Annotated in this window: 19 protein-coding genes; 10 read left to right on the top strand and 9 right to left on the bottom strand. The window is 66.5% G+C overall.

The window, feature by feature from the left end; all coding sequences use genetic code 11:
* Positions 1-149 precede the first annotated feature (149 nt).
* From AC1DS3_RS01530 to AC1DS3_RS01520, 3 genes are read right to left on the bottom strand one after another with little or no spacing between them, the layout of a single operon-like run.
* Positions 150-941 (bottom strand): anti-sigma factor family protein, encoded by a 792-nt coding sequence (locus tag AC1DS3_RS01530; RefSeq protein WP_441638217.1) that lies wholly within the window; start codon positions 939-941, stop codon positions 150-152.
* A complete protein-coding gene (locus AC1DS3_RS01525; RefSeq protein ID WP_477126573.1) occupies positions 938-1,495 on the bottom strand; it encodes a sigma-70 family RNA polymerase sigma factor in 558 nt (185 codons plus the stop codon). The genes AC1DS3_RS01530 and AC1DS3_RS01525 overlap by 4 nt, the downstream gene beginning before the upstream one ends.
* A 46-nt stretch (positions 1,496-1,541) precedes the next feature.
* Positions 1,542-1,721, bottom strand: coding sequence for a hypothetical protein (locus AC1DS3_RS01520; protein WP_477126572.1), 180 nt, complete (start codon positions 1,719-1,721; stop codon positions 1,542-1,544).
* A gap of 702 nt (positions 1,722-2,423) precedes the next feature.
* Here AC1DS3_RS01520 and AC1DS3_RS01515 point away from each other — a divergent pair.
* The 3 genes from AC1DS3_RS01515 to AC1DS3_RS01505 are packed head-to-tail and all read left to right on the top strand — an operon-like array spanning position 2,424 to position 8,391.
* Positions 2,424-3,656 (top strand): efflux RND transporter periplasmic adaptor subunit, encoded by a 1,233-nt coding sequence (locus tag AC1DS3_RS01515; protein WP_441638211.1) that lies wholly within the window; start codon positions 2,424-2,426, stop codon positions 3,654-3,656.
* A 15-nt stretch (positions 3,657-3,671) separates the two neighbouring features.
* Entirely contained in the window at positions 3,672-6,896 is a 3,225-nt protein-coding gene (locus tag AC1DS3_RS01510) for an efflux RND transporter permease subunit (RefSeq protein ID WP_441638209.1), read from the top strand.
* A gap of 1 nt (position 6,897) precedes the next feature.
* Positions 6,898-8,391, top strand: a complete 1,494-nt coding sequence (locus AC1DS3_RS01505) for an efflux transporter outer membrane subunit (RefSeq protein ID WP_477109691.1) — start codon at positions 6,898-6,900, stop codon at positions 8,389-8,391.
* A gap of 36 nt (positions 8,392-8,427) precedes the next feature.
* On the opposite strand, the gene AC1DS3_RS01500 is transcribed toward AC1DS3_RS01505, so the two are convergent.
* From AC1DS3_RS01500 to AC1DS3_RS01490, 3 genes are all read right to left on the bottom strand, one after another.
* Positions 8,428-9,198 carry a class I SAM-dependent methyltransferase gene (locus AC1DS3_RS01500; protein WP_477126571.1) on the bottom strand — a complete coding sequence of 257 codons (771 nt, stop codon included), beginning with the start codon at positions 9,196-9,198 and terminating at the stop codon, positions 8,428-8,430.
* 109 nt (positions 9,199-9,307) lie between these two features.
* Positions 9,308-10,270 carry a hypothetical protein gene (locus AC1DS3_RS01495; RefSeq protein WP_477126570.1) on the bottom strand — a complete coding sequence of 321 codons (963 nt, stop codon included), beginning with the start codon at positions 10,268-10,270 and terminating at the stop codon, positions 9,308-9,310.
* A gap of 240 nt (positions 10,271-10,510) precedes the next feature.
* Positions 10,511-11,695, bottom strand: coding sequence for a 4-hydroxyphenylpyruvate dioxygenase family protein (locus AC1DS3_RS01490; protein WP_477126569.1), 1,185 nt, complete (start codon positions 11,693-11,695; stop codon positions 10,511-10,513).
* Between the two features lie 456 nt (positions 11,696-12,151).
* Between AC1DS3_RS01490 and AC1DS3_RS01485 the strand changes: the two genes are divergently transcribed.
* On the top strand, positions 12,152-12,985 hold the full coding sequence (locus AC1DS3_RS01485) for a shikimate dehydrogenase family protein (RefSeq protein ID WP_477109690.1): 834 nt from the start codon (positions 12,152-12,154) through the stop codon (positions 12,983-12,985).
* 491 nt (positions 12,986-13,476) lie between these two features.
* Here the strand turns inward: AC1DS3_RS01485 and aroQ are convergent, their stop codons facing one another.
* The gene (aroQ, locus tag AC1DS3_RS01480) at positions 13,477-13,926 is read right to left on the bottom strand and encodes a type II 3-dehydroquinate dehydratase (RefSeq protein ID WP_150987230.1); all 450 of its coding nucleotides are present in this window, start codon (positions 13,924-13,926) and stop codon (positions 13,477-13,479) included.
* Between the two features lie 63 nt (positions 13,927-13,989).
* Positions 13,990-15,042, bottom strand: a complete 1,053-nt coding sequence (locus tag AC1DS3_RS01475) for a Gfo/Idh/MocA family protein (RefSeq protein ID WP_441638197.1) — start codon at positions 15,040-15,042, stop codon at positions 13,990-13,992.
* Positions 15,043-15,150: 108 nt separating this feature from the next.
* On the opposite strand from AC1DS3_RS01475, the gene AC1DS3_RS01470 reads away from it, so the two are divergent.
* The 4 genes from AC1DS3_RS01470 to AC1DS3_RS01455 all read left to right on the top strand — a co-directional run bounded on the left by AC1DS3_RS01470 (position 15,151) and on the right by AC1DS3_RS01455 (position 20,219).
* The gene (locus AC1DS3_RS01470) at positions 15,151-16,110 is read left to right on the top strand and encodes a LysR family transcriptional regulator (RefSeq protein WP_477126568.1); all 960 of its coding nucleotides are present in this window, start codon (positions 15,151-15,153) and stop codon (positions 16,108-16,110) included.
* Positions 16,111-16,397: 287 nt separating this feature from the next.
* Positions 16,398-17,810 carry an MFS transporter gene (locus tag AC1DS3_RS01465; protein WP_441638193.1) on the top strand — a complete coding sequence of 471 codons (1,413 nt, stop codon included), beginning with the start codon at positions 16,398-16,400 and terminating at the stop codon, positions 17,808-17,810.
* Between the two features lie 327 nt (positions 17,811-18,137).
* Positions 18,138-19,199, top strand: a complete 1,062-nt coding sequence (locus tag AC1DS3_RS01460; protein WP_441638191.1) for a porin — start codon at positions 18,138-18,140, stop codon at positions 19,197-19,199.
* Between the two features lie 60 nt (positions 19,200-19,259).
* The gene (locus AC1DS3_RS01455) at positions 19,260-20,219 is read left to right on the top strand and encodes an AEC family transporter (RefSeq protein WP_441638189.1); all 960 of its coding nucleotides are present in this window, start codon (positions 19,260-19,262) and stop codon (positions 20,217-20,219) included.
* A 24-nt stretch (positions 20,220-20,243) separates the two neighbouring features.
* Here AC1DS3_RS01455 and AC1DS3_RS01450 read toward each other — a convergent pair whose 3' ends face one another.
* Positions 20,244-21,011, bottom strand: a complete 768-nt coding sequence (locus tag AC1DS3_RS01450) for an IclR family transcriptional regulator domain-containing protein (protein ID WP_441638187.1) — start codon at positions 21,009-21,011, stop codon at positions 20,244-20,246.
* Between the two features lie 131 nt (positions 21,012-21,142).
* On the opposite strand from AC1DS3_RS01450, the gene AC1DS3_RS01445 reads away from it, so the two are divergent.
* Together AC1DS3_RS01445 and AC1DS3_RS01440 are read left to right on the top strand one after the other, a co-directional pair.
* Positions 21,143-23,026 (top strand): bifunctional sugar phosphate isomerase/epimerase/4-hydroxyphenylpyruvate dioxygenase family protein, encoded by a 1,884-nt coding sequence (locus tag AC1DS3_RS01445; RefSeq protein WP_477126567.1) that lies wholly within the window; start codon positions 21,143-21,145, stop codon positions 23,024-23,026.
* Positions 23,027-23,072: 46 nt separating this feature from the next.
* Positions 23,073-23,897: a 3-oxoadipate:acetyl-CoA acetyltransferase gene (locus tag AC1DS3_RS01440; RefSeq protein WP_441638183.1), complete on the top strand. Its 825-nt coding sequence runs from the start codon at positions 23,073-23,075 to the stop codon at positions 23,895-23,897.
* Positions 23,898-23,982: the final 85 nt, after the last annotated feature.

Here is a 23,982-nt window from a genome sequence, read left to right as displayed (position 1 = left end):
TTGCCCGAACCGCATCCCGCGGCACATCGGTTTGCCTGCCGGACCCGCTGGCACGCTTGCGCGGCGCGCGTTCCTGCAATGGGTAAACGGATCAGGCTCCCCGTTTATTCCATGCATTCCCGGTACATTCCGCGCGCCCTTGCCCCTTGTTATTGCCATGCCTGCGGATCGCCGCCCAGGCTCGCGCAGACATCGCCGGCGATGGCGCGCAGCCGCGCTTCGGCCAACTGGCCGGAGAGCGCATARCCGGCCCCGCCGCTGACCCAGTAAAAGGTGCGGCGATCGGCCTGGCGCAGCACGCCAAGCGTGGCCAGGGCGGGCGCGGCCGGCGTGATGTAGAGCGTGAGCCGCTCGCCGGCCGGGTCCTGGTACATCAACTGGGCGGCCGGGCCTGCCTCGCCGGCCAGCAGGCGCCCGCCCAGCAGCGTGAAGCCGTACTCGTCCAGCGACGGAATGGTGAGCGTACGGGCGATCCGGCGCGACAACCACGCGCGCAGGTGCGCCTGGTCGGCGGCCGCCACCTCGACGGGATGGCGCTCTTCAGGCGCAAACACCACATAGGCGGCATCGGCATGGCGCGCAAATGCGTTGGGGTCCGCGCTGGCGCCTGGCAGCCACGCCACGCCGAATGCAAGCGCCAGGCCGGCCATCACCCAGCCCGTGGCGGCAAGCGCACTGCGCCACCACGGCGCGCGCGCCCGGACCAGCACGTAGCGCAGGTCCGCCGGCAGCGGGAACAGGGCCTTGAGCGCGGCGTTCTGCTGGGTATAGTGCTCCGCCAGCTCCGCGGCCCGCGCGTCATGCGCGAGGGCCGCGCGCAGGGCCGCGCCCTCGGCCTCGGGCAATTCGCCGTCCACCAGCGCGCACAGCCGCGCCAGGTCGGGTGCGGGCTCGCTGGCGTTCGGGTCAGAGGCGGGACCGGGGCCGCGGTCGTCGTTCATGGCGTGTTCCTCACCACCCTTAGCGGTACGTGGCGCTCGCCGGCGCCACCCGTGCCACCCATGCCACCAGAGCCGCCGGCGCCATCGGCCAGCAGTGCGCGCAGATGCTCGCGCGCGCGGGACAGGCGCGACATCACCGTGCCCAGCGGCACGTGCAAGACCGCGGCGGCTTCCTGGTAGCGCAGGCCCTCCAGCACGATCAGCAGCAGCACCTCGCGCTGCTCGATCGGCAGGCGGTACAGCGCACGCTGCACATCGCGCAGCGTCAGCCCGTCGACTTCGCTGGCAGGGGCCGCCTGCCGCTGCCAGAGCGGATMGGCCGCGTCCAACGCCACTTCGCGGCGCCGGCGCAACTGATCGATGTAGAGGTGGCGCAGCACGGTCAGCATCCAGGCCCGGGCCTGACCGCCCGCGGGCAGCCGCTTGCCCTGGGCAAGCGCGCGCTCCGCGGTGTCCTGCACGAGGTCATCGGCCCACGCCGCGTCGCCGGTGAGCGCGCGCGCATAGCGCCGCAGCTGCGGAAGCCAGACCGCGATGTCGTCGCCAACGCTCACTGCTGACAGGACATGGGGGGCGCATCTGCAAGCATCGGGGCGGGGATCAATATCCGCTCGTCCCCATGCCGCCGGTGCCAGCCGTGCCACTAGTGCCGCTAGTGCCGCGGCTGCCATCGCGCGAGACCGAGGCGCCGCCGGACCCGTYGCCACCGCCGCCGGAAGTACAGGCCGCCACCGCCATCAAGGCTAGCAGCAGGGCAGAAACCAGGCGGAGCGCTTTCATGTTGGTCTCCTTGGCGGGCGGGCCGCATGGTGACGCCATCGGGTGATGCCGCGATTCGGTCCTGCCCACCCGAGTAAACGCATGGCGCCCCGGTTTTATTCCGTAGCGTGGATGTTTTGCCCCCGCTCCCACGAAGCGCGCAGCATGGCCCACATCTTGGCCCGGCCCGTGCGGCGCACGATACTTCGAGACGCTTCTTGCTTTGTCATGCAAGTGATCTAGAGTGGTGTGATGCACCATTTCGCCCGGCTGTGGCGGTGCCGGAAGGGCCACAGCGTGCAAGGACACGATGACGTGATCGCGTAATGGCTGATGGCCGGCATGAGTGCACTGATACGGGCTTGCATTCGGTTTGCGGAAATCATCTCCCCCTACCCTCTTCGCCTTCGTCCTGCCACGCCGCATGGCAAGGTCGGGCGCCCAAGCTTTCGCGGTCTCTCCCGCATGCCGCGCGAGGCTTGCGGCCATCGCCGGCGCCCTGATCGCAGCGCCTATCCATCGCCGAATCCACGGCAACCGCCCGCCAGCAGGCAAGGCCGGGGCGGCAGTTGCTCACCCGCCAGGCGCCAACCGGGACAACGGTTGCCGGCGCGCGGCTCCGATCGCCGTGCCATGTAGCGCCTCTGCCTGTCCATACAGGATGGCCAGCGCGTGCGCGTGTTTGTGCTTCCCGTCCACTTCCACCGATTCCGAGGTCCCTTCATGCGCATCGAGCGGGTTCCCTTTCGCCATATCAGTGCCGCGACGGTTGCCGTAATTCTTGCTGCATGCGGACAAAAGCCCGCCGCGCCGCCGCCGCAGACGCTGGAGGTCGGCGTCGTCACCGTCAAGCCGGCCACCGTGCCCGTCACGTCCGAACTGCCGGGCCGCACCAGCGCCTTCCTGGTCGCGCAGGTGCGCGCGCGGGTCGACGGCATCGTGCTGCGCCGCGAGTTCACCGAGGGCGATGAGGTCAAGCTGGGCCAGCGCCTCTACAAGATCGACCCGACGCCCTACATTGCCGCGCTCAACAATGCCAAGGCCGTGCTGGCAAAGGCACAGGCCAACGTAGGCACGCAGAACGCGCTGGTCCAGCGCTACAAGATCCTGGTGGCGTCCAACGCCGTGAGCAAGCAGGACTACGACAACGCCGTGGCCGCGCTGGGCCAGGCCGTGGCCGACGTGGCATCGGGCAAGGCAGGGGTGGAAACCGCGCAGATCAACCTGGGCTACACCGATGTCGTGTCCCCCATCAGCGGGCGCAGCGGCTTGTCGCAGGTCACGCCGGGCGCCTATGTGCAGGCCAGCCAGGCCACGCTGCTGACCACGGTCCAGCAACTGGACCCGGTCTACGTCAACCTGACGCAATCGAGCGTCGATGGGCTGCGGCTGCGCCGCCAGATCCAGGAGGGCCGCCTGCAGGCCGCCGGCGCCAACGCCGCCAAGGTCACGCTGCTGCTGGAGGACGGACGCGCCTATCCGCAGCCCGGCCAGCTCCAGTTCACCGACGTGAGCGTGGACCAGAGCACGGGATCCGTGACGGTGCGTGCGATCTTCCCGAACAAGGATCGCGTGCTGCTGCCCGGGATGTTCGTGCGCGCGCGCATCGACCAGGGCGTCAACGACAAGGCCATCGTCGTGCCGCAGATTGGCGTCACGCATGACGCAAAGGGGCAGGCCGTGGCGCTGGTCGTCGGCCAGGACAACAAGGTGACGCAACGCCAGATCGTCACCACCGGCACCTACGGCAGCGGCTGGGTGGTGGACAGCGGCCTGCAGCCGGGCGATCGCGTGATCGTCAATGGCGTGGAGAAAGCCAAACCGGGCATGACGGTCAAGCCGGTCGAAGCCCAGGCACCGGCGCAGCCGGCCTCCGGCGCGCAGGCCATGCCTGGCGCCGGCGCGGCAGCGGCATCGGCGCCTTCCGCAGCGTCGGCAGCATCGGCCGCGCAATAACCGGGAGCCAGCTTCATGGCAAAGTTCTTTATCGACCGGCCAATTTTTGCGTGGGTGATCGCAATCATCCTGATGCTGGCCGGCCTCGCCGCGACCACCACGCTGCCCATTGCCCAGTACCCCACGATTGCCCCGCCGGCCGTGCAGATCAGCGCCACCTACCCCGGCGCTTCCGCCAAGACCGTCGAAGACACCGTCACGCAGGTGATCGAGCAGCAGATGAGTGGCCTGGACCACCTGCTGTACCTGTCGTCGACCAGCGACGACTCCGGCACCGCCACCATCACGCTGACCTTCGCGGCCGGCACCAACCCGGACATTGCGCAGGTCCAGGTGCAGAACAAGCTGCAACTGGCCACCCCGCTGCTGCCGCAGGCCGTGCAGCAACTGGGCACCAAGGTCACCAAGTCGAGCAGCAGCTTCCTGCTGATCCTCGCCTTCGTGTCCAGGGACGGCAGCATGGGCCGCTACGACCTGGCGAACTACGTGGCGTCGAAGGTGCTGGACCCGGTCAGCCGGATCGACGGCGTTGGCACGGTCACGCTGTTCGGCTCGCAGTACGCCATGCGGATCTGGCTCGATGCGACCAAGCTGAACAACTACAGCCTGACCCCGATCGACGTCAAGAACGCGGTGGCCGCGCAGAACGTGCAGGTCGCCGGCGGCAGCCTGGGCGGCACGCCGTCGGTGCCGGGCCAGATGCTGCAAGCCACCATCACCGAGGCCACGCTGCTGCAAACCCCCGCGCAGTTCGGCAATATCCTGCTCAAGGTGAATACCGACGGCTCGCAGGTGCGCCTGAGGGATGTGGCGCGCATCGAGCTGGGCGGCGAGAACTATAACTTCGACACCAAGTACAACGGCCAGCCGACCGCGGCCTTCGGCATCCAGCTCGCCACCGGCGCCAATGCGCTGGCCACGGCCAAGGCGGTGCGCGCCAAGATGGCCGAGCTGCAGCGCTACGCGCCGCAAGGCGTGGTGGTGGAGTATCCGTACGACATCACGCCATTCATCACGCTGTCGATCGAGGAAGTGATCAAGACGCTGATCGAGGGCATCGTGCTGGTGTTCCTGGTGATGTACCTGTTCCTGCAGAACCTGCGCGCCACGCTGATCCCGACCATCGCGGTGCCCGTGGTGCTGCTGGGCACCTTCGCGGTGATGTCGGTGGTTGGCTTCTCGATCAACACGCTGTCGATGTTCGGCATGGTGCTGGCCATCGGCCTGCTGGTGGACGATGCGATCGTGGTGGTGGAGAACGTCGAGCGGGTCATGGCCGAGGAAGGCTTGTCGCCGCGCGACGCCACGCGCAAGGCCATGGAGCAGATCACCGGCGCGCTGGTGGGCGTGGCGCTGGTGCTGTCGGCGGTGTTCGTGCCGGTGGCATTCTCCGGTGGCTCGGTGGGGGCGATCTACCGGCAGTTCTCGCTGACCATCGTTGCCGCCATGGTGCTGTCCGTCCTGGTGGCCCTGATCCTGACGCCGGCACTGTGCGCTTCCATGCTCGAACCGATCCCGAAAGGCCACCACGATGAAAAGACTGGCTTCTTCGGCTGGTTCAACCGCACCTTCGCCAAGAGCCAGAAGAAGTACCACAGCGGCGTGGAGCACGTGATCCGGCGCTCGGGGCGCTGGCTGGTCATCTACCTGATGGTGATCCTGGTGGTGGGCTTGCTGTTCGTGCGCCTGCCGAAAGCCTTCCTGCCCGAAGAGGACCAGGGCACCATGTTCGTGCTGGTGCAGGCGCCCGTGGGCTCCACGCAGGAGCGGACCGCCAAGGTGCTGCTGGATGTGCAGGAGTACCTGCTCAACAACGAGAAGGATTCCGTGGAAGCCGCGCTGACGGTTAACGGCTTCAGCTTTGCCGGCCGCGGCCAGAACTCGGGCCTGGTGTTCGTGCGGCTCAAGGACTTCTCCAAGCGGGAGTCCGCGAACCTGAAAGCGCCCGCGCTGGTCGGGCGGATTTTCGGGCACTTTGCGAGATACAAGGACGCCAACGTGTTCCCGTTGAACCCCCCGTCCATTCCGGAACTCGGCACGGCCGCGGGCTTCGACTTCGAGCTGCAGGACCGTGCCGGCGTGGGCCACGGGAAGCTGATGCAGGCGCGCAACATGCTGCTCGGCATGGCGGCCAAAGACGCGCTGCTGGCACAGGTGCGCCCGAACGGCCTGAACGACACACCACAGTTCAAGGTCGACATCGACCGCGAAAAAGCCAATGCGCTGGGGGTCAGCGCCGCCGACATCGACCAGACCTTCTCGACCGCCTGGGCGTCGCTTTACGTGAACAACTTCCTCGATACCGACAACCGGATCAAGAAGGTCTACGTGCAGGGCGAACCGAGGTTCCGCATGAACCCGGAGGACCTGAACGCCTGGTACGTGCGCAATGCGGCTGGCACGATGGTGCCGTTCGGCGCCTTCGGCTCGGGGGCTTGGATCTTCGGGTCCCCCAAACTCGAGCGCTTCAACGGCATTCCGGCGGTCGAGATCCAGGGCGCGGCGGCGGCCGGCAAATCGACCGGCCAGGCGATGAACGCCATGGAAGCCATCGCCCAGAAGCTGCCCGACGGCATCGGCTACGAATGGACCGGCTTGTCGTACCAGGAGCGCCAGTCCGGCTCGCAGGCGCCACTGCTCTACGGCATCTCGATCCTCGTCGTGTTCCTGTGCCTGGCCGCGCTGTATGAGAGCTGGTCGATCCCGTTCTCGGTGATCATGGTGGTGCCGCTGGGCATCCTGGGCGCGCTGCTGGCCGCCACCCTGCGCGGGCTGGAGAACGACGTTTTCTTCCAGGTCGGCCTGCTGACCACGGTGGGGCTGTCGGCAAAGAACGCCATCCTGATCGTGGAGTTCGCCCGCGACCTGCGCGACCAGGGCATGAGCACCGTCGACGCGGCGGTGGAGGCGGCACGCCTGCGCTTGCGCCCGATCCTGATGACCTCGATGGCCTTCATCCTTGGCGTGCTGCCGCTGGCGCTCAGCAATGGCGCCGGCTCCGGCAGCCAGCATGCGATCGGCACCGGCGTGATCGGCGGGATGCTGACCGCCACCTTCCTAGCGATCTTCATGATCCCTATGTTCTTCGTCGTGATCGGCAAGTTCAGCAAGACCAAGCACAAGCCCGGGTCGCCACCTGCGCCCGTCCCGTCCGGCCACGCGGGCAGTGGCAATGACGATGGCAGCGGCGGCAGCAATGGCAGCAATGGCAGCGCCGGCACGCCTGGCCAAGGACATTGAGATGCCCAGACTCGCACTGATCGCCACCACCGCCGTCATGGCCGCCGGCTGCACGCTCCAGCCGCGCTATGAGCGCCCCGCCGCCCCCGTTGCCCCCAACTTCCCGGCCGGCGGCGTCTACGACACCCAGCCGGACGCCGCCAGCGCCACCGCCAATACGCCGGCCCCGGAGATCGGCTGGCGGGACTTCTTTGCCGATGCGCGCCTGCGGCGCCTGCTGGCGCTTGCGCTCAAGAACAACCGCGACCTGCGCGTGTCGGTTCTGAACATGGAGGCGGCCCGCGCGCAGTACCAGATCAGCCGCGCCGGCCTGTTCCCGGCCGTCAACGCGGTGGCCTCGCAGAGCCGCTCGCGCACACCAAAGAACCTGTCGTTCCTTGGCAAGACCATCTCCGGCGACTATTCAGTCGGCCTCAGCGCGTCGTGGGAAATCGACTTCTTTGGCCGCATCCGCAGCCTGAAAGACCAGGCCCTCGCGCAGTTCCTGTCGCTGGCGGAAACCCGCAGGGCGGCGGAGCTGGCCTTGCTGTCGTCGGTGGCGAACCAGTACCTCACCATGCTCAGCTACGACGACGCGCTGGCCGTTACGCGCGGCACGCTGGTGACGGCCGAGGAGTCGTTGCGCATCACCAGCCTGCAGTTTGACGTCGGCACGGGCTCGGAGCTGGCCCTGCGCCAGGCCGAAGGCGTGGTCGAGCAGGCGCGCGCCAACCTGGAAACGGAAAGTCGGTTACGCGCGCAGTCCGAGAATGCGCTGGTGCTGCTGGTGGGCGAGCCACTGCCGGATAACCTGCCGCCTGGCCTGCCGCTCAACAGCCAGGCCTTGCTGGCCGACATCCCGGCGGGCCTGCCGTCCGACCTGCTGACCCGGCGCCCGGACATCGCCGCCGCAGAGCAATCGCTGCGGGCAGCCAACGCCAACATCGGCGCGGCGCGCGCGGCGTTTTTCCCGCGGGTGACGCTCACCGGCAGCGCGGGCACGCTGTCGCCCACGCTGGGCGGCTTGTTCAAGCCGGGCTCAGGTGCCTGGTCGTTCGCGCCGCAGATCACCCTGCCGATCTTCCAGGGCGGCCAGAACATTGCCGCGCTGGACCTGGCGCAGGTGCAGAAACGCATTGAGATCTCCACCTACGAGAAGGCCATCCAGACTGCCTTTCGGGAGGTGTCCGATGGCCTGGCGGCGCGCGGCACCTATGACAACCAGATCAAGGCGCTTGAGCGCTTCACCGGCTCGCAAGAGCGGCGGCTGGTGCTGTCGGACCTGCGCTTTCGCAACGGGGTGGACAGCTACCTGAGCGTGCTGACCGCGCAGAACGACCTCTACAACGCGCAATTGCTGCTGATCAACGCCCGGCTGCAACGGCTGAGCAACCTGGTCGATCTCTACCAGTTCCTCGGCGGCGGCTGGATCGAGCGCGCCGGCGACACGCCCCGCCCCTCGGACGCGCCGGTCGACTACAGCGCGAACGCACCGGGCCCGGCGGGCGCGCCGTAGCGCGCCGCCGCTGCGGGTCCGCTGCGGGCCCGTCCGTTAGGCCAGCCGCTGGCAGCTATACGCCTCGGTCCGGTAGGGAAACGCCACGCTGGCCTTGCCGGCCAGCGCCGGGCTGCCGTCGATCACAGCCAGCAGCCGGGCGCGCACCGTATCCTGCTCCACGGCCGGCAGCGAGGCAATGAAGCTGACCGACATCACCCGGTCCACGATCACCTGCTGCGCGGGGCCAACGTGCTCGTAAGGCAGGCTGGCCAGCCCCAGCTCGCCGAAGCCGCTGKCCGGGAACACCTTCTTCCAGTCGCCCTTGTAGAAGCGCGGCGCGTCGCCCTCGAACGGAGTCATGATGGCGGTCAGCTGCGCCACCCAGTCGACCGATTCATCGCGCACGTTCCACACCAGGCCGAGCTTGCCGCCCGGGCGCAGCACACGGGCGATCTCGGCCATGGCCGCGGCGTTGGCAAACCAGTGGAACGCCTGCGCGCAGACCACCGCGTCGACGCTGGCGCCGGGCAGCGGGATGGCCTCGGCCGTGCCCGCCAGCGCCTGCACGGCGGGCACGGCGGCGCTTAGCTGGGCGCGCATGGCCGCCACGGGTTCCACCGCGATCACGCTGGCGCCGGTGGCCAGCAGCAGGCGGCTGAACTTGCCGGTGCCGGCGCCCAGGTCCAGCACCGTCTTGCCGGGCTGCAGGCCGAGCTCCGTCGTCAGCCAGGCGCCCAGCGCGCTCGGATAGTCGGGGCGCCCGCGGGCGTAGGTATCGGCCTGGCTGGAAAAGCCCTGGGCGGCGGCGTGGTGGATGTCGGTCATGGCTGCGCGTCTCTCGTCTCTCTCGTGCGTTGGACAAGCACTCCGGAGCCAGCCCGTTGCCGCAGCGGCCCTGGAAGTGGAGGAAGTGGAGGAAGTGGAGGAAGTGGAACTAGAACGAAGGCACCGGGTTCTCGCCCTGGCTGACCAGGTACTTGCCGTCCTGGAAGCGATAGCGCACCACCGCATCCAGCGATTTGCGCCGCGGCTTGGCCGCGCCTCCCGGTACTTTGACCTCCTGGCCCTGGAACGTCACGGTCAGGTCACCCGGCGTGTCCGCGCCAAGGGCAAATGCCGGTTTGCCCTCTACCGAATAGCAGACCTGCTCGCCGGCGTCCTGGCTATCCGTGCCGCGTTCCGCGAGCACGTCGGACTTGCCTGACAGCGCCTCGTCGCATGGCTCATGCGCGCCGGAATTCTCCGCGCTCATGGCCACGCCGCCCAGCAGGGTGGAGATCTGCCCCGGCGCCAGGCGATAGAACGACGCCCAGCTGCCGCAATAGCCTTGCCAGCAACTGCCCCAGGTCAGGATGAGCGCAAAGTCCGTGGCCGATATCTTTGCGACCGACGACTCGCCGAGCGAGCCTTGCCCGCCTGAGAAGTCGTAGCCGTCGACACGCCGGCTGAGCCGCCAGCCGCCATGGCTTTCGCCACTGGCCGTGGCATCGCGCGTAAAGAAGTACGCGCCCAGCCAGGCACCCGCCGCGTGGCTATTGTTGCGCGTGCCGCCTTCCTCCACCACCATGCCCTCGGTCAGCATCACCGCATGGGTGTCGTCCAGCCGGATCACCTGGATCGGCTTGATATCGATGGTGCCCTCCACCAGCGGCGCCTCGCCCGTGCCCTTGTAGTCCGGGTCCGGCAACGCGGCACGCACCACGCGGCCTTTGTCGTCGTCGCGCCAGGCGGGAAAGGCCAGCAGGATCAACGCCTCGCGCTTGAGGGTGTCGGCCTGCGCCACGGCGGCGRAGGCCGGCGCGGCCTGCGCGGACGAAGCGCCAGCCGCCGCGGGCGGGGTCTCATGCCGCGAGCAGGCAGACAAGCCGAGGCAAAGCGCCAGGGCCGGCGCCAGCATCCGCCTGGCAATACGTCGGGAATCCGCGGAAGAGGCACGAAGCGAGCAAAAGGTCATGTTGACGGCGGGCGCAAGGGCCGCAGCTGCACGGCCAGGAATAGGGAGGCAAAGCGAGAATCACGAACCGCAGGCACCGCGGGAACCGTGGGAACCATGGGAAATGGCCACGCGGATGCCGCGCACCGCACTATCCGCGAGCCGGCCCGCGCCGTCAAGGCGGGCCGGCTGCAATCCGCGCCCTCAAGCCGGGGCGCCGGGTGTAGAGGCGGAGCCCATGGAGGCCTCCAGCGCGGGCAGGTTGCCCTCGCCGAAGCCATGGTAGTTGTCGCGCTGGACGATTTCGAAGAAGAATTCGCCGGCCTCGCGGCGGGCAAAGGCTTGCAGGAAGGTCTCGCGCGTGCCGTCGGCGCGCAACGCGCCGTCCACCAGGATGCCGTAGCGCCGCAAGGCCGCCAGATCCAGCCCGTGGCCCGGCACGCGCGTGTCGACAGTGTCGTAGTAGGCCGCGGGCGGCTCGACAAAGCGCACGCCATTGCGCGCCAGGGCGGCGGCGCTGGCCACCAGGTCGTCGGTCGCCAGCGCAATGTGCTGGATGCCTTCGCCGTGATGCCCCGACAGGTAGTGCTCCATCTGGTCGTGGCGCTGCGTGCCTTTCTCGTAGATCGGGATGCGGATCAGGCCGCAGGGTGAGAGCAGCACGCGGGAATCGCTCGCGACATGCCACCCGGCATTGACCTCATGGATCTCGCGAAAGCCCAGCACCTTGCGATAGAAATCGAGCCACTCTTCCAGGTGCCCGGGGTCGACCGCCTGCGTCACGTGATCGACGCGGGCCAGGCCGGCGTCAGCGGTAGTGGCGGAAGTAGTGGCAGTGGCAGTGGCAGTGGCAGTGGCAGTGGCAGTAGCCGTGGCGGCATGCGCCAGCGCGCGGAAATCCACGTCGTAGATGGAGATGTCGCCCACGTCGCCGGGCCGCCCCTCCTTGCCGCGCCAGCGGTCGATAAAGTAGATGATGGAGCGGCCGATGCCCTGGATAGCCGGGATATTCAGCTCCATCGGCCCGACCGTGCCGGCCTCGAACGGCCATGCACCGGCATCGACCGCGCGCGCGAATGCCGTGGCGGCATCGTTCACGCGGATGCCGACCGCGCAGATCGAGAGGCCATATTCGGAGGCATAGCGGGTGGCGAAGGAATCCGGCTCCGCGTCAACGATGAAATTCATCTCACCCTGGCGGAACAGCTTCACGTTCTTGTGCCGGTGCTGGGCAATGGCATGAAAGCCGAAACGCTCGAAGGTACGCCCAAGCGCCGCGGGATCGGGGGACGCAAATTCGACGAACTCATAACCCATGATGCCCAGCGGATTCTCCCAAGGCTGGAAATCGTCGGCGCGCGGCGAAAAAACGTCTGCCGGTCGGCTCATGTCTGCTCCTTTTTATGTGGTCCGTGGTGGCTGCGGGTGTTAGCCATCATAGCAAGGGCCATGGCTTCGCTCTAGCCCRGGCGCCGTGCCCCGCCGTGGCGCCGTGCCGGGTTCGGCTAGCGGCAGCCGAAGCGTAGCGGGCGCCCCGCGCGCCAACAATGGGAGCGCCCCCGCCTGTCGCGCTATGCGTGCGCCGGCGTGCGATGAACGCACAAATAAAGGGTAAACCCTTAATTTCGATGCCATCCCCGCAATATGGTCTCATCCACCGGGGGCAAACCCGAATTTCGCCCCATAAGCGCGCACATACGTCCGTCTATCGCGCATAGTGCGCATTACACCTCTTGGTTCGCCTCATTTCACCCCTTAAGCTTGTGCTACCCACCTCGCTTCCGCCTTGCGGAACAAACTGCAACAGGCAACTGGCAACTGGCAACTGGCAACACGGACACCACCATGATCGACGGCAAGACCACCCTCATCGCGCACATCGGCTACCCCACCGAGTCCTTCAAGGCKCCGATGATCTACAACCCCTGGTTCGCGCAGCGCGGCATCAATGCCGTCGTGGTGCCCATGGGCCTGAAAGCCGAGCACTTCGCCGATGGCTTGCGCACGCTATTCCGGCTGACCAACCTGCGCGGCGCGCTCATCACCATGCCGCACAAGGTGTCCACCATGGAACTGGTGGACGCGCTCACCCCGACGGCCCGCATCGCGGGCGCCTGCAACGCAGTACTGCTGCGCGACGACGGCACCTTGCTCGGCGATCAGTTCGATGGCGCAGGCTTCGTGCGCGGCATCCAGCGCAAAGGCTGCCAGCTGCAGGGGGCCAGCGTGCTGGTGTCCGGCTGCGGCGGCGTGGGTTCGGCCATTGCCGCGTCGCTGGCCGGCGCCGGCGTGGCGCGGTTAGGCCTGTTCGATGCGCGCGACGCCTCGGCGCAGGCACTGGCCGCGCGGCTGCAGGCGCACTACCCGCAATTGCAGCTCGGCACGGGCTCGAACGATCCTGCCGGCTACCAGCTGGTGGTCAACGCCACGCCGCTGGGCATGAACGAGGCCGATCCCCTGCCCTTCGACGTCAGCCGCATCGACCCGCAAGCCTGGGTGGGCGAGGTCGTGATGAAGACGGAGTACACGCCTTTGCTGCGCGCGGCGCTGGAGCGCGGCTGCCAGGTCCAGGTGGGCACCGACATGTTGTTCGAGATGATTCCCGCCTATCTTGAATTCTTTGGTTTTGGCACGGCCACGCCCGAGGAGCTGCGCGCCGTCGCCAGGATCGCCTATTGAGTGTTTGCCATCCGAATGTTTGCCATTCGCGCGGTTTTCACTGGAAATTCAACGGCTTAACTGCTTAAAGTCAAAAGCAGTTTCACCACCCCTGCGGGGCGGCGACCTACTTTTTTGTCTTGCCAAAAAAGTAGGCAAAAAAGGCGCGCCGGATGGGGCGACTACCCCCTCGGGATTCGGCGAAAAGAGCGGCCGGAACCCAAACTCGCATCGCCTTAAGGCGATACTCAGACATGGGTCCCTCTTTTCCGCCCCATACGGCCTAGGTAAACCTTGACGGCTCGCTTCGCATCGCGTTGGGGTGTGGCCCGCCCTTTGGGCGCTTCACACGGCTACCACAATGGGCTGATCAGTTGAACGGTTGATCTTGCCGCTGGTTGGCTCCCCTCTCCCGCTTGCGGGAGAGCAACCGGGGGAGAGGGAGCAGACAGCCGTCGTCAAAGCGTATGGCTTTGGCCTGTTCGGCGGCTTCGGCTCGCGCATTGGATTTGTCAGGCCGGCGTGCCCGCCAGTTTCGCTGCGATGAACTGCAGCGCCAGCCCGTACCCCTGGGTGCCGAACCCCGCCATCACCGCCTCCGCGATATCCGACAGGTAGGAGTGGTGGCGGAACGCCTCGCGCTTGTGGACGTTCGAGATATGTACCTCGACGAAGGGGATCGCGACGCCGGCAAACGCGTCGCGGATCGCCACGCTGGTGTGGGTGAAGGCGCCTGGATTGATCAGGATAAAGCTGACACCCTCGGTGCGCGCCGCGTGGATGCGATCGACGATGGCGCCCTCATGGTTGCTCTGGAAGCAGGCCAAGGATAAACCCAGCTGGCCGGCCTGCTGGCGCAGGCTGGCCTCGACATCGGCTAGCGTGGTCGAGCCGTAGATCTGCGGCTCGCGCGTGCCCAGCAGGTTCAGGTTGGGCCCGTTCAGGACGAGTACGGATTTCATGGTGTTTCCTCTGGTTTCCTCTGATGGGTCTGGTTGATTGCCGCCAGCTTGAAGACGCCCGGCTCAGGCGTCCACCGTCTCGACAATGCGCCCGCTGCGCGCAGCTTCGGCGATGGCTTCGGTCACGCGCAGATTCTGCAGCCCGTCATGCACAGTGACAAGCGGCACGGCAGCGCCGCGGATCACGTCGCAGAAATGCGCAAGCTGGCGCGCGAGCGGATCCTCGCGCATGAGCTCGACCACGCTGGCCTGGAAGGGCTTGAACCACGAGCGGTCCTGGTCTTGCGCATAGATCTTGAGCCGCATGGTCGGCACCGCGAGCGAGCCGCGCGTGCCGGCGACCACATAGCAATCCTCGTCCGGATAGCTGGCATAGTCCGCATTCTCCCGCGAAGTCTGCTCCCAACTGCGCGCCGAAGCCGCGCTATCGGACAGCATGAACGTGCCGAGCGCGCCGTTGGCAAAGCGCAGGTTGATCGCCACCGTGTCCTCGACCGGAAATTGCCGCGCGGCGTTCGACGCCATCGCCTGCACCGCCACGATCTCGCCGCACAAGGCCCGCAGGTTGCCGATCTCGTGAATCATGTTGATCAGGATCGGCCCGCCGCCAGGCTGGCGGCGCCACGGCGCCGCCGCGAAGTAGTCATCGGGCTTGCAGAACATCGCCGAGCCAACCACCGCCACGGGCGTGCCCAGCACGCCTTCCTGCACGATCTCGCGTGCACGGGCCAGCAGCGGGCTGTGCGCGCGGTGATGGCCGACCAGCAGCTTTGCATTGGCCGCCTCGGCTGCCCGGCACAGGCGCATGCCCTCCTCCAGGCTGTGCGCCACGGGCTTTTCAATCAGCGCCGGAACGCCCGCACGCAAGCAGGCCAGCGCCTCTGCCACATGCAGCTTGTTTGGCGTGGCGAGGATCACGCCATCGAGCCGCTGCGCTGCAAGGAGTGCATCTAGCGAAGCGTACAAGGGCACGCCTGTGGCGCGCGCCACCTCGGCCGCGGCCGCTGCGGGGTCGGCAATGCCGGCCAGCTCGCAGGCCGGGCTGGCCTGCACCAGTTCCATATGGCGGCGGCCAATCAGGCCGGCGCCGGCAATTCCGATTCTGAGCTTTGTCATTTGCTGTGCTGGTGAGGGATGAGCGTGGGGTGAGCCCCGCATCCGGCCGCCTGGACAGGCGCCATCGGCACAGCGTACTGTTATGCGTCGATATGATAATCAGGCGTCATGGAAACTCACAATGTCCCATCAGCGAACAATGATCCCTTCCTCCGGGATCTACGCCTGTTCTGCACCGTGGCCCGGCGCGCCAGCTTTATCGCCGGCGCCAACGAGATGGGCCTGTCCGCCGCGCATGTGAGCAAGCGCATCGCCACCCTCGAGGCCATGCTCGGCGTCAAATTGTTCCACCGCACCACGCGCCGTGTCAGCGTGACCGCCGACGGTGAAGCGGCCTTCCTGTGGGCGCAGAAGATCCTGGACGACGTCGAGAGCATGCTGGAAGCGGTTGGCGGCGCAAGCGCAGAGCCACGGGGCCTGCTACGCATCAGCACCAGCTTGCGGCTCGGGCGCGACCACCTCTGCCCGGCGCTGTCCCTGCTGCGCCAGCGCCATCCCGCGCTCGAAGTCTGGCTGGAACTGCTGGACCGCCGCGTCGACCTGATCGCCGAGAACTTCGACCTCGACATCCGCGTGGGCGAAGTCCAGGAACCTCATCTGATTGCCCACAAGATCGCCTCGGGCAGCCGCATCCTGTGCGCCGCGCCCTCGTACCTGGCCCGGCACGGCCAGCCGCGGACCCTGGCGGAACTGGCGCAGCACGACTGCCTGCCCTTTCGGGACCGCGACCAGCGCTTCGGGGTATGGCGCATGACCGGGCCCAGCGGCATGGAAACCGTCAAGATCACCGGGCCCATGGYCTCYAACCACAGCGATATCGTGCGCCAGTGRGCACACGAAGGCTACGGCATCATCATGGCTTCGATATGGGACGTGGCCAACAGCATCCGCAGCGGCGCACTGGTGCGCGTGCTGCCCGCGTACCACCAGCCGGCCGACGTATGGGCGGTGACCACGGCACGCGCTTCAGGCTCCGCCAAGATGCGGGCTTGCATCGATTTCCTCAAAGCGCAGCTGACGCAAGGACCACACGCGCTGGCAACCACCCTGGGGGCCGAAGCAGAGTAGCGTGCCGCACGTTGGAAAGGGCGTGATCTGACACCAACGGGCGCCATATGCTACAAAAATCACTTTTCGGATGAGCAGACAACCCCAGCGAGGCTGCCACGCTCCTGAGACGGACGTGGGATCCGACCTCTCTTTGCAACGGCTTGGGGGGCCACCCCGCTGGTAGAAACCCGGCTTTTGGGCGCATATCGCGCAGTCTGCGCGAATAGCGCGCAAATTGTGAGAATTCGCCTTGTCCATGATCAAGGGATCGCTTAATTTCCAGCCAACAATGATTGGAGACGAAATTGGCTACTACCCTCAATGACCGTGACCTGCACGGCAAGCGCCAAACCAAGAAAGCAACCGCGAGCGGCTGGATCGGCTCGGCACTCGAGTACTACGATTTCTTCATCTATGCGACCGCGGCGTCGCTGATCTTCCCCCAGATTTTCTTCCCCTCGGGCAACCCCAAGGTCGCCATCGTTGCTTCGCTGGCAACCTACGGTGTCGGCTATATCGCCCGGCCCATCGGCGCCCTCTTCCTGGGCCACTGGGGCGACACCCACGGGCGCAAGAACGTGCTGGTGCTGTGCATGTTCCTGATGGGCTTCTCGACCGTGGCAGTCGGCCTGCTGCCGACCTACAGCCAGGTTGGCATGCTCGCCCCGGTGCTCCTGGTCATCCTTCGCCTGATCCAGGGCTTCGCGGTCGCCGGTGAAATCTCCGGCGCCAGCTCGATGATCCTGGAGCACGCGCCGTTCGGGCGCCGCGGCTACTACGCCAGCTTCACGCTCCAGGGCGTGCAGGCCGGCCAGATCCTGGCCGCCGCAGTCTTCCTGCCGCTTGCCTACTACATGCCCTCGGACGCGTTCAATGCCTGGGGCTGGCGCATTCCCTTCCTGCTGAGCGCCGTCGTGCTGGTGGCGGGCTTCATCATCCGCCGTGAAGTCTCCGAGACGCCGGCGTTTGCCAAGGAAGCCAAGGCTGGCGAAGTGGTGCGTTCGCCCATCATTGAAGCCTTCAAGTTCAGCTGGCGCGACATGATCCGCGTGGTGTGCATGGCCCTGATGAACGTGATCCCGGTGGTGGCCACGATCTTCGGCGCGGCCTATGCGGTGCAGCCGGCGTACGGCATCGGCTTCGACAAGAGCCTTTACCTGTGGATTCCGGTGGCAGGCAATATTCTCGCGGTGCTGGTCATTCCGATTGTCGGCAACCTGTCCGACAAGATCGGCCGCAAGCCGCCGATCGTCATTGGCGCGCTTAGCTCCGGGTTGCTTTCCTTTCTCTATCTCTATGCCATCAGCATCCATAACGTGCCGCTTGCCATCGTGGCATCGCTGCTGATGTGGGGCATCGTCTACCAGGGCTACAACGCGATTTTCCCGAGCTTCTTCCCCGAGTTGTTCCCGACACGCTCGCGCGTGTCGGCCATGGCCATCGCGCAGAATATCGGCACCGCCGTCACCGCCTTGCTTCCCGCGCTGTTCGCCACCGTAGCGCCTCCGGGATCGGCCAATATCCCGATGACGATCGGCGCGATTACCCTCGCCGTGACGATCGTTGCGGCCCTGGCGGCCCTGAGTGCCCGGGAAACCCACCGCATCCCCATGAGCGAGCTCGGCGAGCCCAACGCCGCTCCCATGGACAAGCAGGACTACGACCGGCTGCGCGCCGAGGCCATGGGCGAGACGAAGGTGGCCCGGGCAGCCGCCTGAGGGCACCACGGCCCTGCTTGAGAGCAAAGCGCGCCGGTCCGCCCCGGACCAGCGCGCTCTGAAGCCAGGCCCTACCTCCGCCGCCGTCACCGAGTTGCACTTGTTGGCGATATCGGCGATATCGCCGATATCACGGCCCTGTCACGCTCCTTTCACCTGATGCCGGTGCGATCGCAGGCACCCAAGGGGACCCGTTTTTCCGAAAGCGCTGAAACACAAACGCGCCATCGAATGAAATTTAATTAAATCGAATTACCAAGCCCACGTTTTAAAGAAATCAATATCAATATTGATATCCACATGAAAAATATCTGGAGGAGTATCGACATGAACAAGAAAGCCGCCGCCCTGCTCGTTCTGGGGAGCGCCGCCCTGCCCGCATTCGCGCAGCAATCCGGCGTCACCCTGTATGGTCTCGTCGACACCACTATCCGCTACTCCACCCACGCGAACGCCGCCGGCAACAGCAAGTGGGAAATGACCGATGGCGAACTCACCGGCAGCCGCTGGGGCCTGCGCGGCACCGAAGATCTCGGCAACAACCTGAAGGCCTTCTACATCCTCGAATCAGGTTTCAGCCCGGATACCGGCAGCAGCCAGCAAGGCGGCCGCCTGTTCGGGCGCACCGCGGTGATCGGCCTGGACGGCGATTTCGGCAAGCTTGCGCTGGGCCGGCAATATACGCTCGCCCACGAAATCCTGTCCTCCTACGAGGCCATGGCATTCGCCAACAACTCCATCGTCGGCTACCAGGGCGGCAACTACACCGGCTTGCGCTACGACAACACCATCAAGTACATCAAGTCCTTCGGCGGTTTGCAGGCCGCGGCGGCCTATACCTTCGGCGAGGTGCCGGGCAGCATCAAGGCCAGCAACGCGACGGCAGGCTCGCTGGTCTACAGCAGCGGCCCCATCGAAGTGGGCGCCGTCTACCAGGTCACGCACGATGTCTCCTCCGCCTTCTTCGGCGCCGTGCCGGCCGCGCAGGCCAGCAAGCAAACCGTGTGGGGCCTGGGGGGTACGTGGAAGGCTTCGCGCGCGCAGTATTACCTGGGCTATACCAACAACCGCCTGGATGTGGCCGACTATCGCAACAACGTAGGCTATATCGGCACGCGCGTGAATATCACCGAGGCCTTCAGCTTTATCGGCACGTTCCAGTACGACTGGCTCAAGCATGCCGGCGCGAGCGGCAAGCGCATGACCACCGCGGGCATGCTGGACTACAACTTCAGCAAGCGCACCGACGTCTACGTGGCAGTGGATTACACCCACCTGAGCGGCGCCTGGATCCCGCTGAACAGCTCGCCGAACTTCAACAACAGCGGCAACATGTTCGGCAACACGACCCGGCTGGGCTTCATGGCCGGCCTGCGCCATAAATTCTGAGGCGCGTAGCCGGACACAAGCTGACAAACATAAACCAACAAGAATACCGACAAGACTCGCATGCTCGATATCCTGGCGATCATCGCGCCGATCTACATCCTCATCCTGATCGGATTCACGACGACCCGCGCCGGGCTGTTTGCCAAGGCCGACATGCGCGTGTTCGGGAAGTTCGTGATCAACCTGGCATTGCCGGCGCTGCTATTCCGCGCGCTGTCGCAACGCCAGGTTGGCGAGATTCTCAATGTCAGCTACCTGCTCGCCTATAGCATCGGATCGTGGGCGGTGATCGGCCTGGGCTATGCCTGGTGCCGGCGCGTCAGCCGGCTGAATCCGGCCACCAGCGCGTTCTATGCGATGGGCATGTCATGTTCGAACAGTGGGTTCATCGGCTACCCCATCCTCCTGCTGACGCTGGCGCCGGTGGCGGGCGTTTCGCTCGCGCTCAACATGATGGTGGAAAACCTGCTGGTGATTCCCATCCTGCTCTTCATGGCGGAGCGCAAGCCGGGTGGCGCCGGCCGGTGGCAAGCGTTGGGCAAAGCGCTGGCCCGGCTGATCCGCAATCCGCTGATCCTTGGCTTGCTCGCGGGGCTGGCCGTGTCGGTGCTTGGCCTGACATTGCCCGCGCCGGTCACGCGTACCGTCGATACGCTGGCAACCGCCTGCAGCGCGCTCTCGCTGTTTGTCATCGGCGGAACGCTGGTCGGACTACCCATGGGCGGGCTCGGCTCGCGGATCGCGCCGATTGTCGTGGGCAAGCTGGCGCTGCATCCGTTGTGCGTTTTCCTGGCGGCCACGATGCTGCCGATGCTCGGGTTGCCCGAGATCGACCGCTCGCTTAGCGCAGCGGCCGTGCTGATGGCGGCGATGCCGATGATGGGTATCTACGCTACCCTGGGCCAGGCCTACGGGCAGGAGGATTTCAGCGCTGTGACCTTGCTGATCACAACCATCGCTTCCTTCTTCACGCTGAGCGCGTTGCTCTTTTTGCTTGGCGCATTTCACGCGCTCCCCTGACAGGCTTGCCGGGCGCGGCGCGTCTCACAACACCCGCATGATCGAGATCGCCGTATCCTGCAGCACCCGCAGCACCCGCTCCAGCGCCTGCTCCGCGCTCTCGTCCCCGATCTGCATATTCACGCTGAGCGCTGCGATCACCTTCCCATGGCGATCCCGCAGCGGCACCGCCACCCCCCGCACGCCGATCTGCAACTGCTGCTCGACCAAGGCATAACCTTGAGCGCCGGCACGGCGGATTTCCGCCATCAAGCGATCCTGCTGCATGATCGTGTACGGCGTGTAGGGCGTCAGCACGCAGCCTTCCAGCCAGGCCTTGACCTTATCCTCCGGCTCGGACGCCAGCATCATCACGCCGGACGACGCCAGCGGCGCGGGCACGCGCGCGCCTAGCACGAAGCCTGTGTTCATCACCCGGCTGGTGCCGGTGCGGCAGATAAACACCAGTTCCCAGTCGTCCAGTACGCTCAGGTAAGCCGGCTCGCCAACGGCGGCGGTGATCTGCTGCAGGAAGGGCTGCACGGTGCGCGGCAGGCGCGCGGAGTCGAAGTACGACCACCCGACCTTGAGCACGCGCGGGGTGAGGCTGAACAAGGTGCCATCGCTGGTGGTGTAGCCCAGATGCTCCAGGGTCAGCAGGTAGCGTCGCGCGGCGGTGCGCGTGAGGCCGGTGAGCTGGGCCGCCTGCGTGGGTGTCAGGCGCGGGTGGTCGTTGTCGAATGCCTCCAGGATGGCCAGGCCCTTCTCCAGCCCGGCAATCCAGTCCCGACGGCTCAATGGTTCTTTATCCATAGCGGAAACCCTAATTCCGAGCGCCAGTCGCTCGCATACGCGCGATTGTCGCACGTCTACGCGCGAATTGCGCTTGTTGCCTCCTACGATCAGTCTTAATCTTGCCTTACACGAAGCACGCAGGATCTGACATGGACACCACAATCTGGCGCCACCCGAAATCGATCGCCACCGTATCGCTCTCCGGCACGCTCCCTGAAAAACTCGAGGCCGCCGCCGCGGCCGGCTTCGATGGGGTCGAGATCTTCGAGAACGACCTGCTGAACTTCGACGGCTCGCCAGCCGACGTGCGCCGCATCGCGGCCGACCTCGGCCTGGCCATCATGCTGTACCAGCCCTTCCGCGATTTCGAGGCCATGCCGGATGCGATCCGCGAGCGCAACATGGCGCGAGCCGAGCGCAAGTTCGACGTGATGGAAGAGCTCGGTGCGCGCATGGTGCTGGTCTGCAGCAATGTGCAGGAGATCGCCATCGACGATCCTGCGCGCGCGGCGGCCGACCTGCGCGCCATGGCCAAAGCCGCGGCCAAACGCGGGCTGTCGGTAGGCTACGAGGCGCTGGCCTGGGGCCGCCACACGCGGCGCTGGCGCCAGGCGTGGGAAATCGTGCGGCAGGCTGACCACCCCGCGCTGGGCCTGGTGCTGGATAGCTTTCACACGCTCGCGCTTGGCGACACGCTCGAAGGCATCGGCGAGGTGCCAGCGCAAAAGCTCTTCTTCGTGCAACTGGCCGACGCGCCGCGGATGAGCATGGACGTGCTGTCGTGGAGCCGGCATTACCGCAATTTCCCCGGGCAGGGCGATCTGCCCGTCACCKAATTTGCGCGCGCGGCAATGGGCGCGGGCTATCGCGGGCCGCTCTCGCTGGAGATCTTCAACGACGAATTCCGCGCGGCACCCGCGCGCCTGACCGCGCTCGATGGGCTGCGCTCGCTGATCTGGCTCGAGTCCGAGGCGGGCGGCCCGCCCCTGCCGGCGCCACCGCGTTTCGGCGGCGTGGACTTCCTGGAGTTCGCGGTGGACTACGTGACCGGGCGCGAGCTGGGCGCGCGCCTGCGCTCGCTGGGCTTTAGCCACGCGGGCCGCCACCGCTCCAAGGCGGTGGAGCTGTACCGGCAGGGCGGCGTCAACATCATTCTCAATGCCGAGCAGGACAGCGCCGCGGCCGAGCATTTCCAGCTGCACGGCCCCTCCGTGTGCGCACTCGGCCTGAAGGTGGATGATGCACAACGCGCCGTCACGCGTGCCCGGGCCCTGCTGTGCAAGGAGTGGCGCGAGCGCATCGGCCCGCACGAGCGCCGCATTCCGGCATTGCGCGCGCCCGACGGCATGCTGTTCTACCTGATCGACGAACAGGGCTCGGACCGCAGCATCTACGAAAGCGACTTCGTGCTGGAACCCGGCGGCGCCGACAGCGCGGGCGCGGGGCTGATGGCCATCGACCATATCGCCCAGGCCCTGCCGCCGCACAGGCTCGACAGCTTCGTGCTGTTCTACAAGACGGTGTTCGGCCTGCAGGCGCAGGCGCTGCACGAAATCACCGATCCGTATGGACTGGTCAAGAGCCGCGCCATGGTCAGCGCGGAGCAGAGCCTGCGGATTGCGCTCAATGTCTCGGAGAGCAGCCGCACCGCAACCGGCAGGTTCATCACCGCCTACGCGGGCTCGGGCATCCACCACATCGCATTCCGTACGCCGGATCTGTGCGCGACGCTGACGCAGGCCGTGCCCGCCGAGGCCGCCATGCTCCACGTGCCGGACAACTACTACGACGATGTCGGCGCCCGGCTCGGGCTGGACGATGCCGCGCTGGAACGCCTGAGGCAACACCAGCTGCTATACGACAGGGATGCCGGTGGCGAATTCCTGCATGCGTACACCGAGCCCTTCCACGACCGCTTCTTCTTCGAGCTGGTGCAGCGCGACGGCTACCTCGGCTTCGGCGCGGCCAACGCCTCGCTGCGCATGGCCGCGCAAGCCCTGGCCTGCCGCAGCCGCCAAGCCCCCGCGGCCTGAAGCCGGCAGCCTCATCCCTTATTGGAGCCTCACATTGGAGCCTCACATGCAAGATCCCTGCATCATCTCAGTCGCCATCACGGGCTCGGTGCCCCGCAAGAAAGACAATCCCGCCATCCCGATCTCGGTGGCCGAGCAGATCGAGAGCACGCACCAGAGCTTCGAGGCAGGCGCCACGCTGGTGCATCTGCACGTGCGCGACGATGCAGGGAATTCCAGCTCGGACCCGGCGCGCTTCGCCGAGCTGCAGGAAGGCATCCGCAAGCATTGCCCGGGCATGATCGTGCAGTTCTCCACCGGCGGGCGCGGGCGCGCCATGGAGCAACGCGGCGCCATGCTCGACCTGCGCCCGGACATGGCCTCGCTGGCCACGGGCTCGGTCAACTTCCCCACCACCGTCTACGAGAACCCGCCCGACTTCGTGCGCGCGCTGGCCAAGGCCATGCGCGATTACCACATCAAGCCCGAGATCGAGATCTTCGACCTGGCGATGCTCTACAACACGGCGGACCTGGTCAGGGAAGGCTTGCTGCTGGCGCCGGTGCACGTGCAATTTGTGTTCGGCATCAAGAATGCGCTGCCGGCGCGCAAGGACATCCTCGAATTCCAGGTGGCGCAACTGGGCAAGGTACTGCCCGGCGCGACCTGGACCGCGGCGGGCATCGGCCGGCACCAGCTGGAGGTCAATCACTGGACGCTCCAGCTCGGCGGCCACTGCCGCACCGGCCTGGAAGACAATGTGCGCTGGGACAAGGACACGCTGGCCGCCAGCAACGCGCAGCTGGTGGGCCGGGTGGCGGCGCTGTGCGCGCAGTACGGCCGCGCCGTGGCCACGCCGCAAGAGGCGCGCCAGCTGCTCGGCCTGGCATGAGCGTCTTACCCACCCGTTTTGATTGCCACGCATCTCGTGCTACCGTAGAGAAGACCGGATCCGGAGCCGAAAACGGCTCAACGCA

The organism is Cupriavidus sp. 01L46, assembly GCF_056399905.1.
The sequence above is the reverse complement of the archived record's forward strand: the minus strand, read 5'-3'. Positions and strand labels throughout refer to the sequence as shown.

What these genes read in the sequence shown, in the direction of transcription:
- AC1DS3_RS01515 (WP_441638211.1), top strand. Translation starts at nt 2,424, where the DNA reads ATGCGCATCGAGCGGGTTCCCTTTCGCCATATCAGTGCCGCGACGGTT.
- AC1DS3_RS01510 (WP_441638209.1), top strand. Translation starts at nt 3,672, where the DNA reads ATGGCAAAGTTCTTTATCGACCGGCCAATTTTTGCGTGGGTGATCGCA.
- AC1DS3_RS01505 (WP_477109691.1), top strand. Translation starts at nt 6,898, where the DNA reads ATGCCCAGACTCGCACTGATCGCCACCACCGCCGTCATGGCCGCCGGC.
- AC1DS3_RS01490 (WP_477126569.1), bottom strand. Translation starts at nt 11,695, where the DNA reads ATGAGCCGACCGGCAGACGTTTTTTCGCCGCGCGCCGACGATTTCCAG.
- aroQ (WP_150987230.1), bottom strand. Translation starts at nt 13,926, where the DNA reads ATGAAATCCGTACTCGTCCTGAACGGGCCCAACCTGAACCTGCTGGGC.
- AC1DS3_RS01475 (WP_441638197.1), bottom strand. Translation starts at nt 15,042, where the DNA reads ATGACAAAGCTCAGAATCGGAATTGCCGGCGCCGGCCTGATTGGCCGC.
- AC1DS3_RS01460 (WP_441638191.1), top strand. Translation starts at nt 18,138, where the DNA reads ATGAACAAGAAAGCCGCCGCCCTGCTCGTTCTGGGGAGCGCCGCCCTG.
- AC1DS3_RS01455 (WP_441638189.1), top strand. Translation starts at nt 19,260, where the DNA reads ATGCTCGATATCCTGGCGATCATCGCGCCGATCTACATCCTCATCCTG.
- AC1DS3_RS01450 (WP_441638187.1), bottom strand. Translation starts at nt 21,011, where the DNA reads ATGGATAAAGAACCATTGAGCCGTCGGGACTGGATTGCCGGGCTGGAG.
- AC1DS3_RS01440 (WP_441638183.1), top strand. Translation starts at nt 23,073, where the DNA reads ATGCAAGATCCCTGCATCATCTCAGTCGCCATCACGGGCTCGGTGCCC.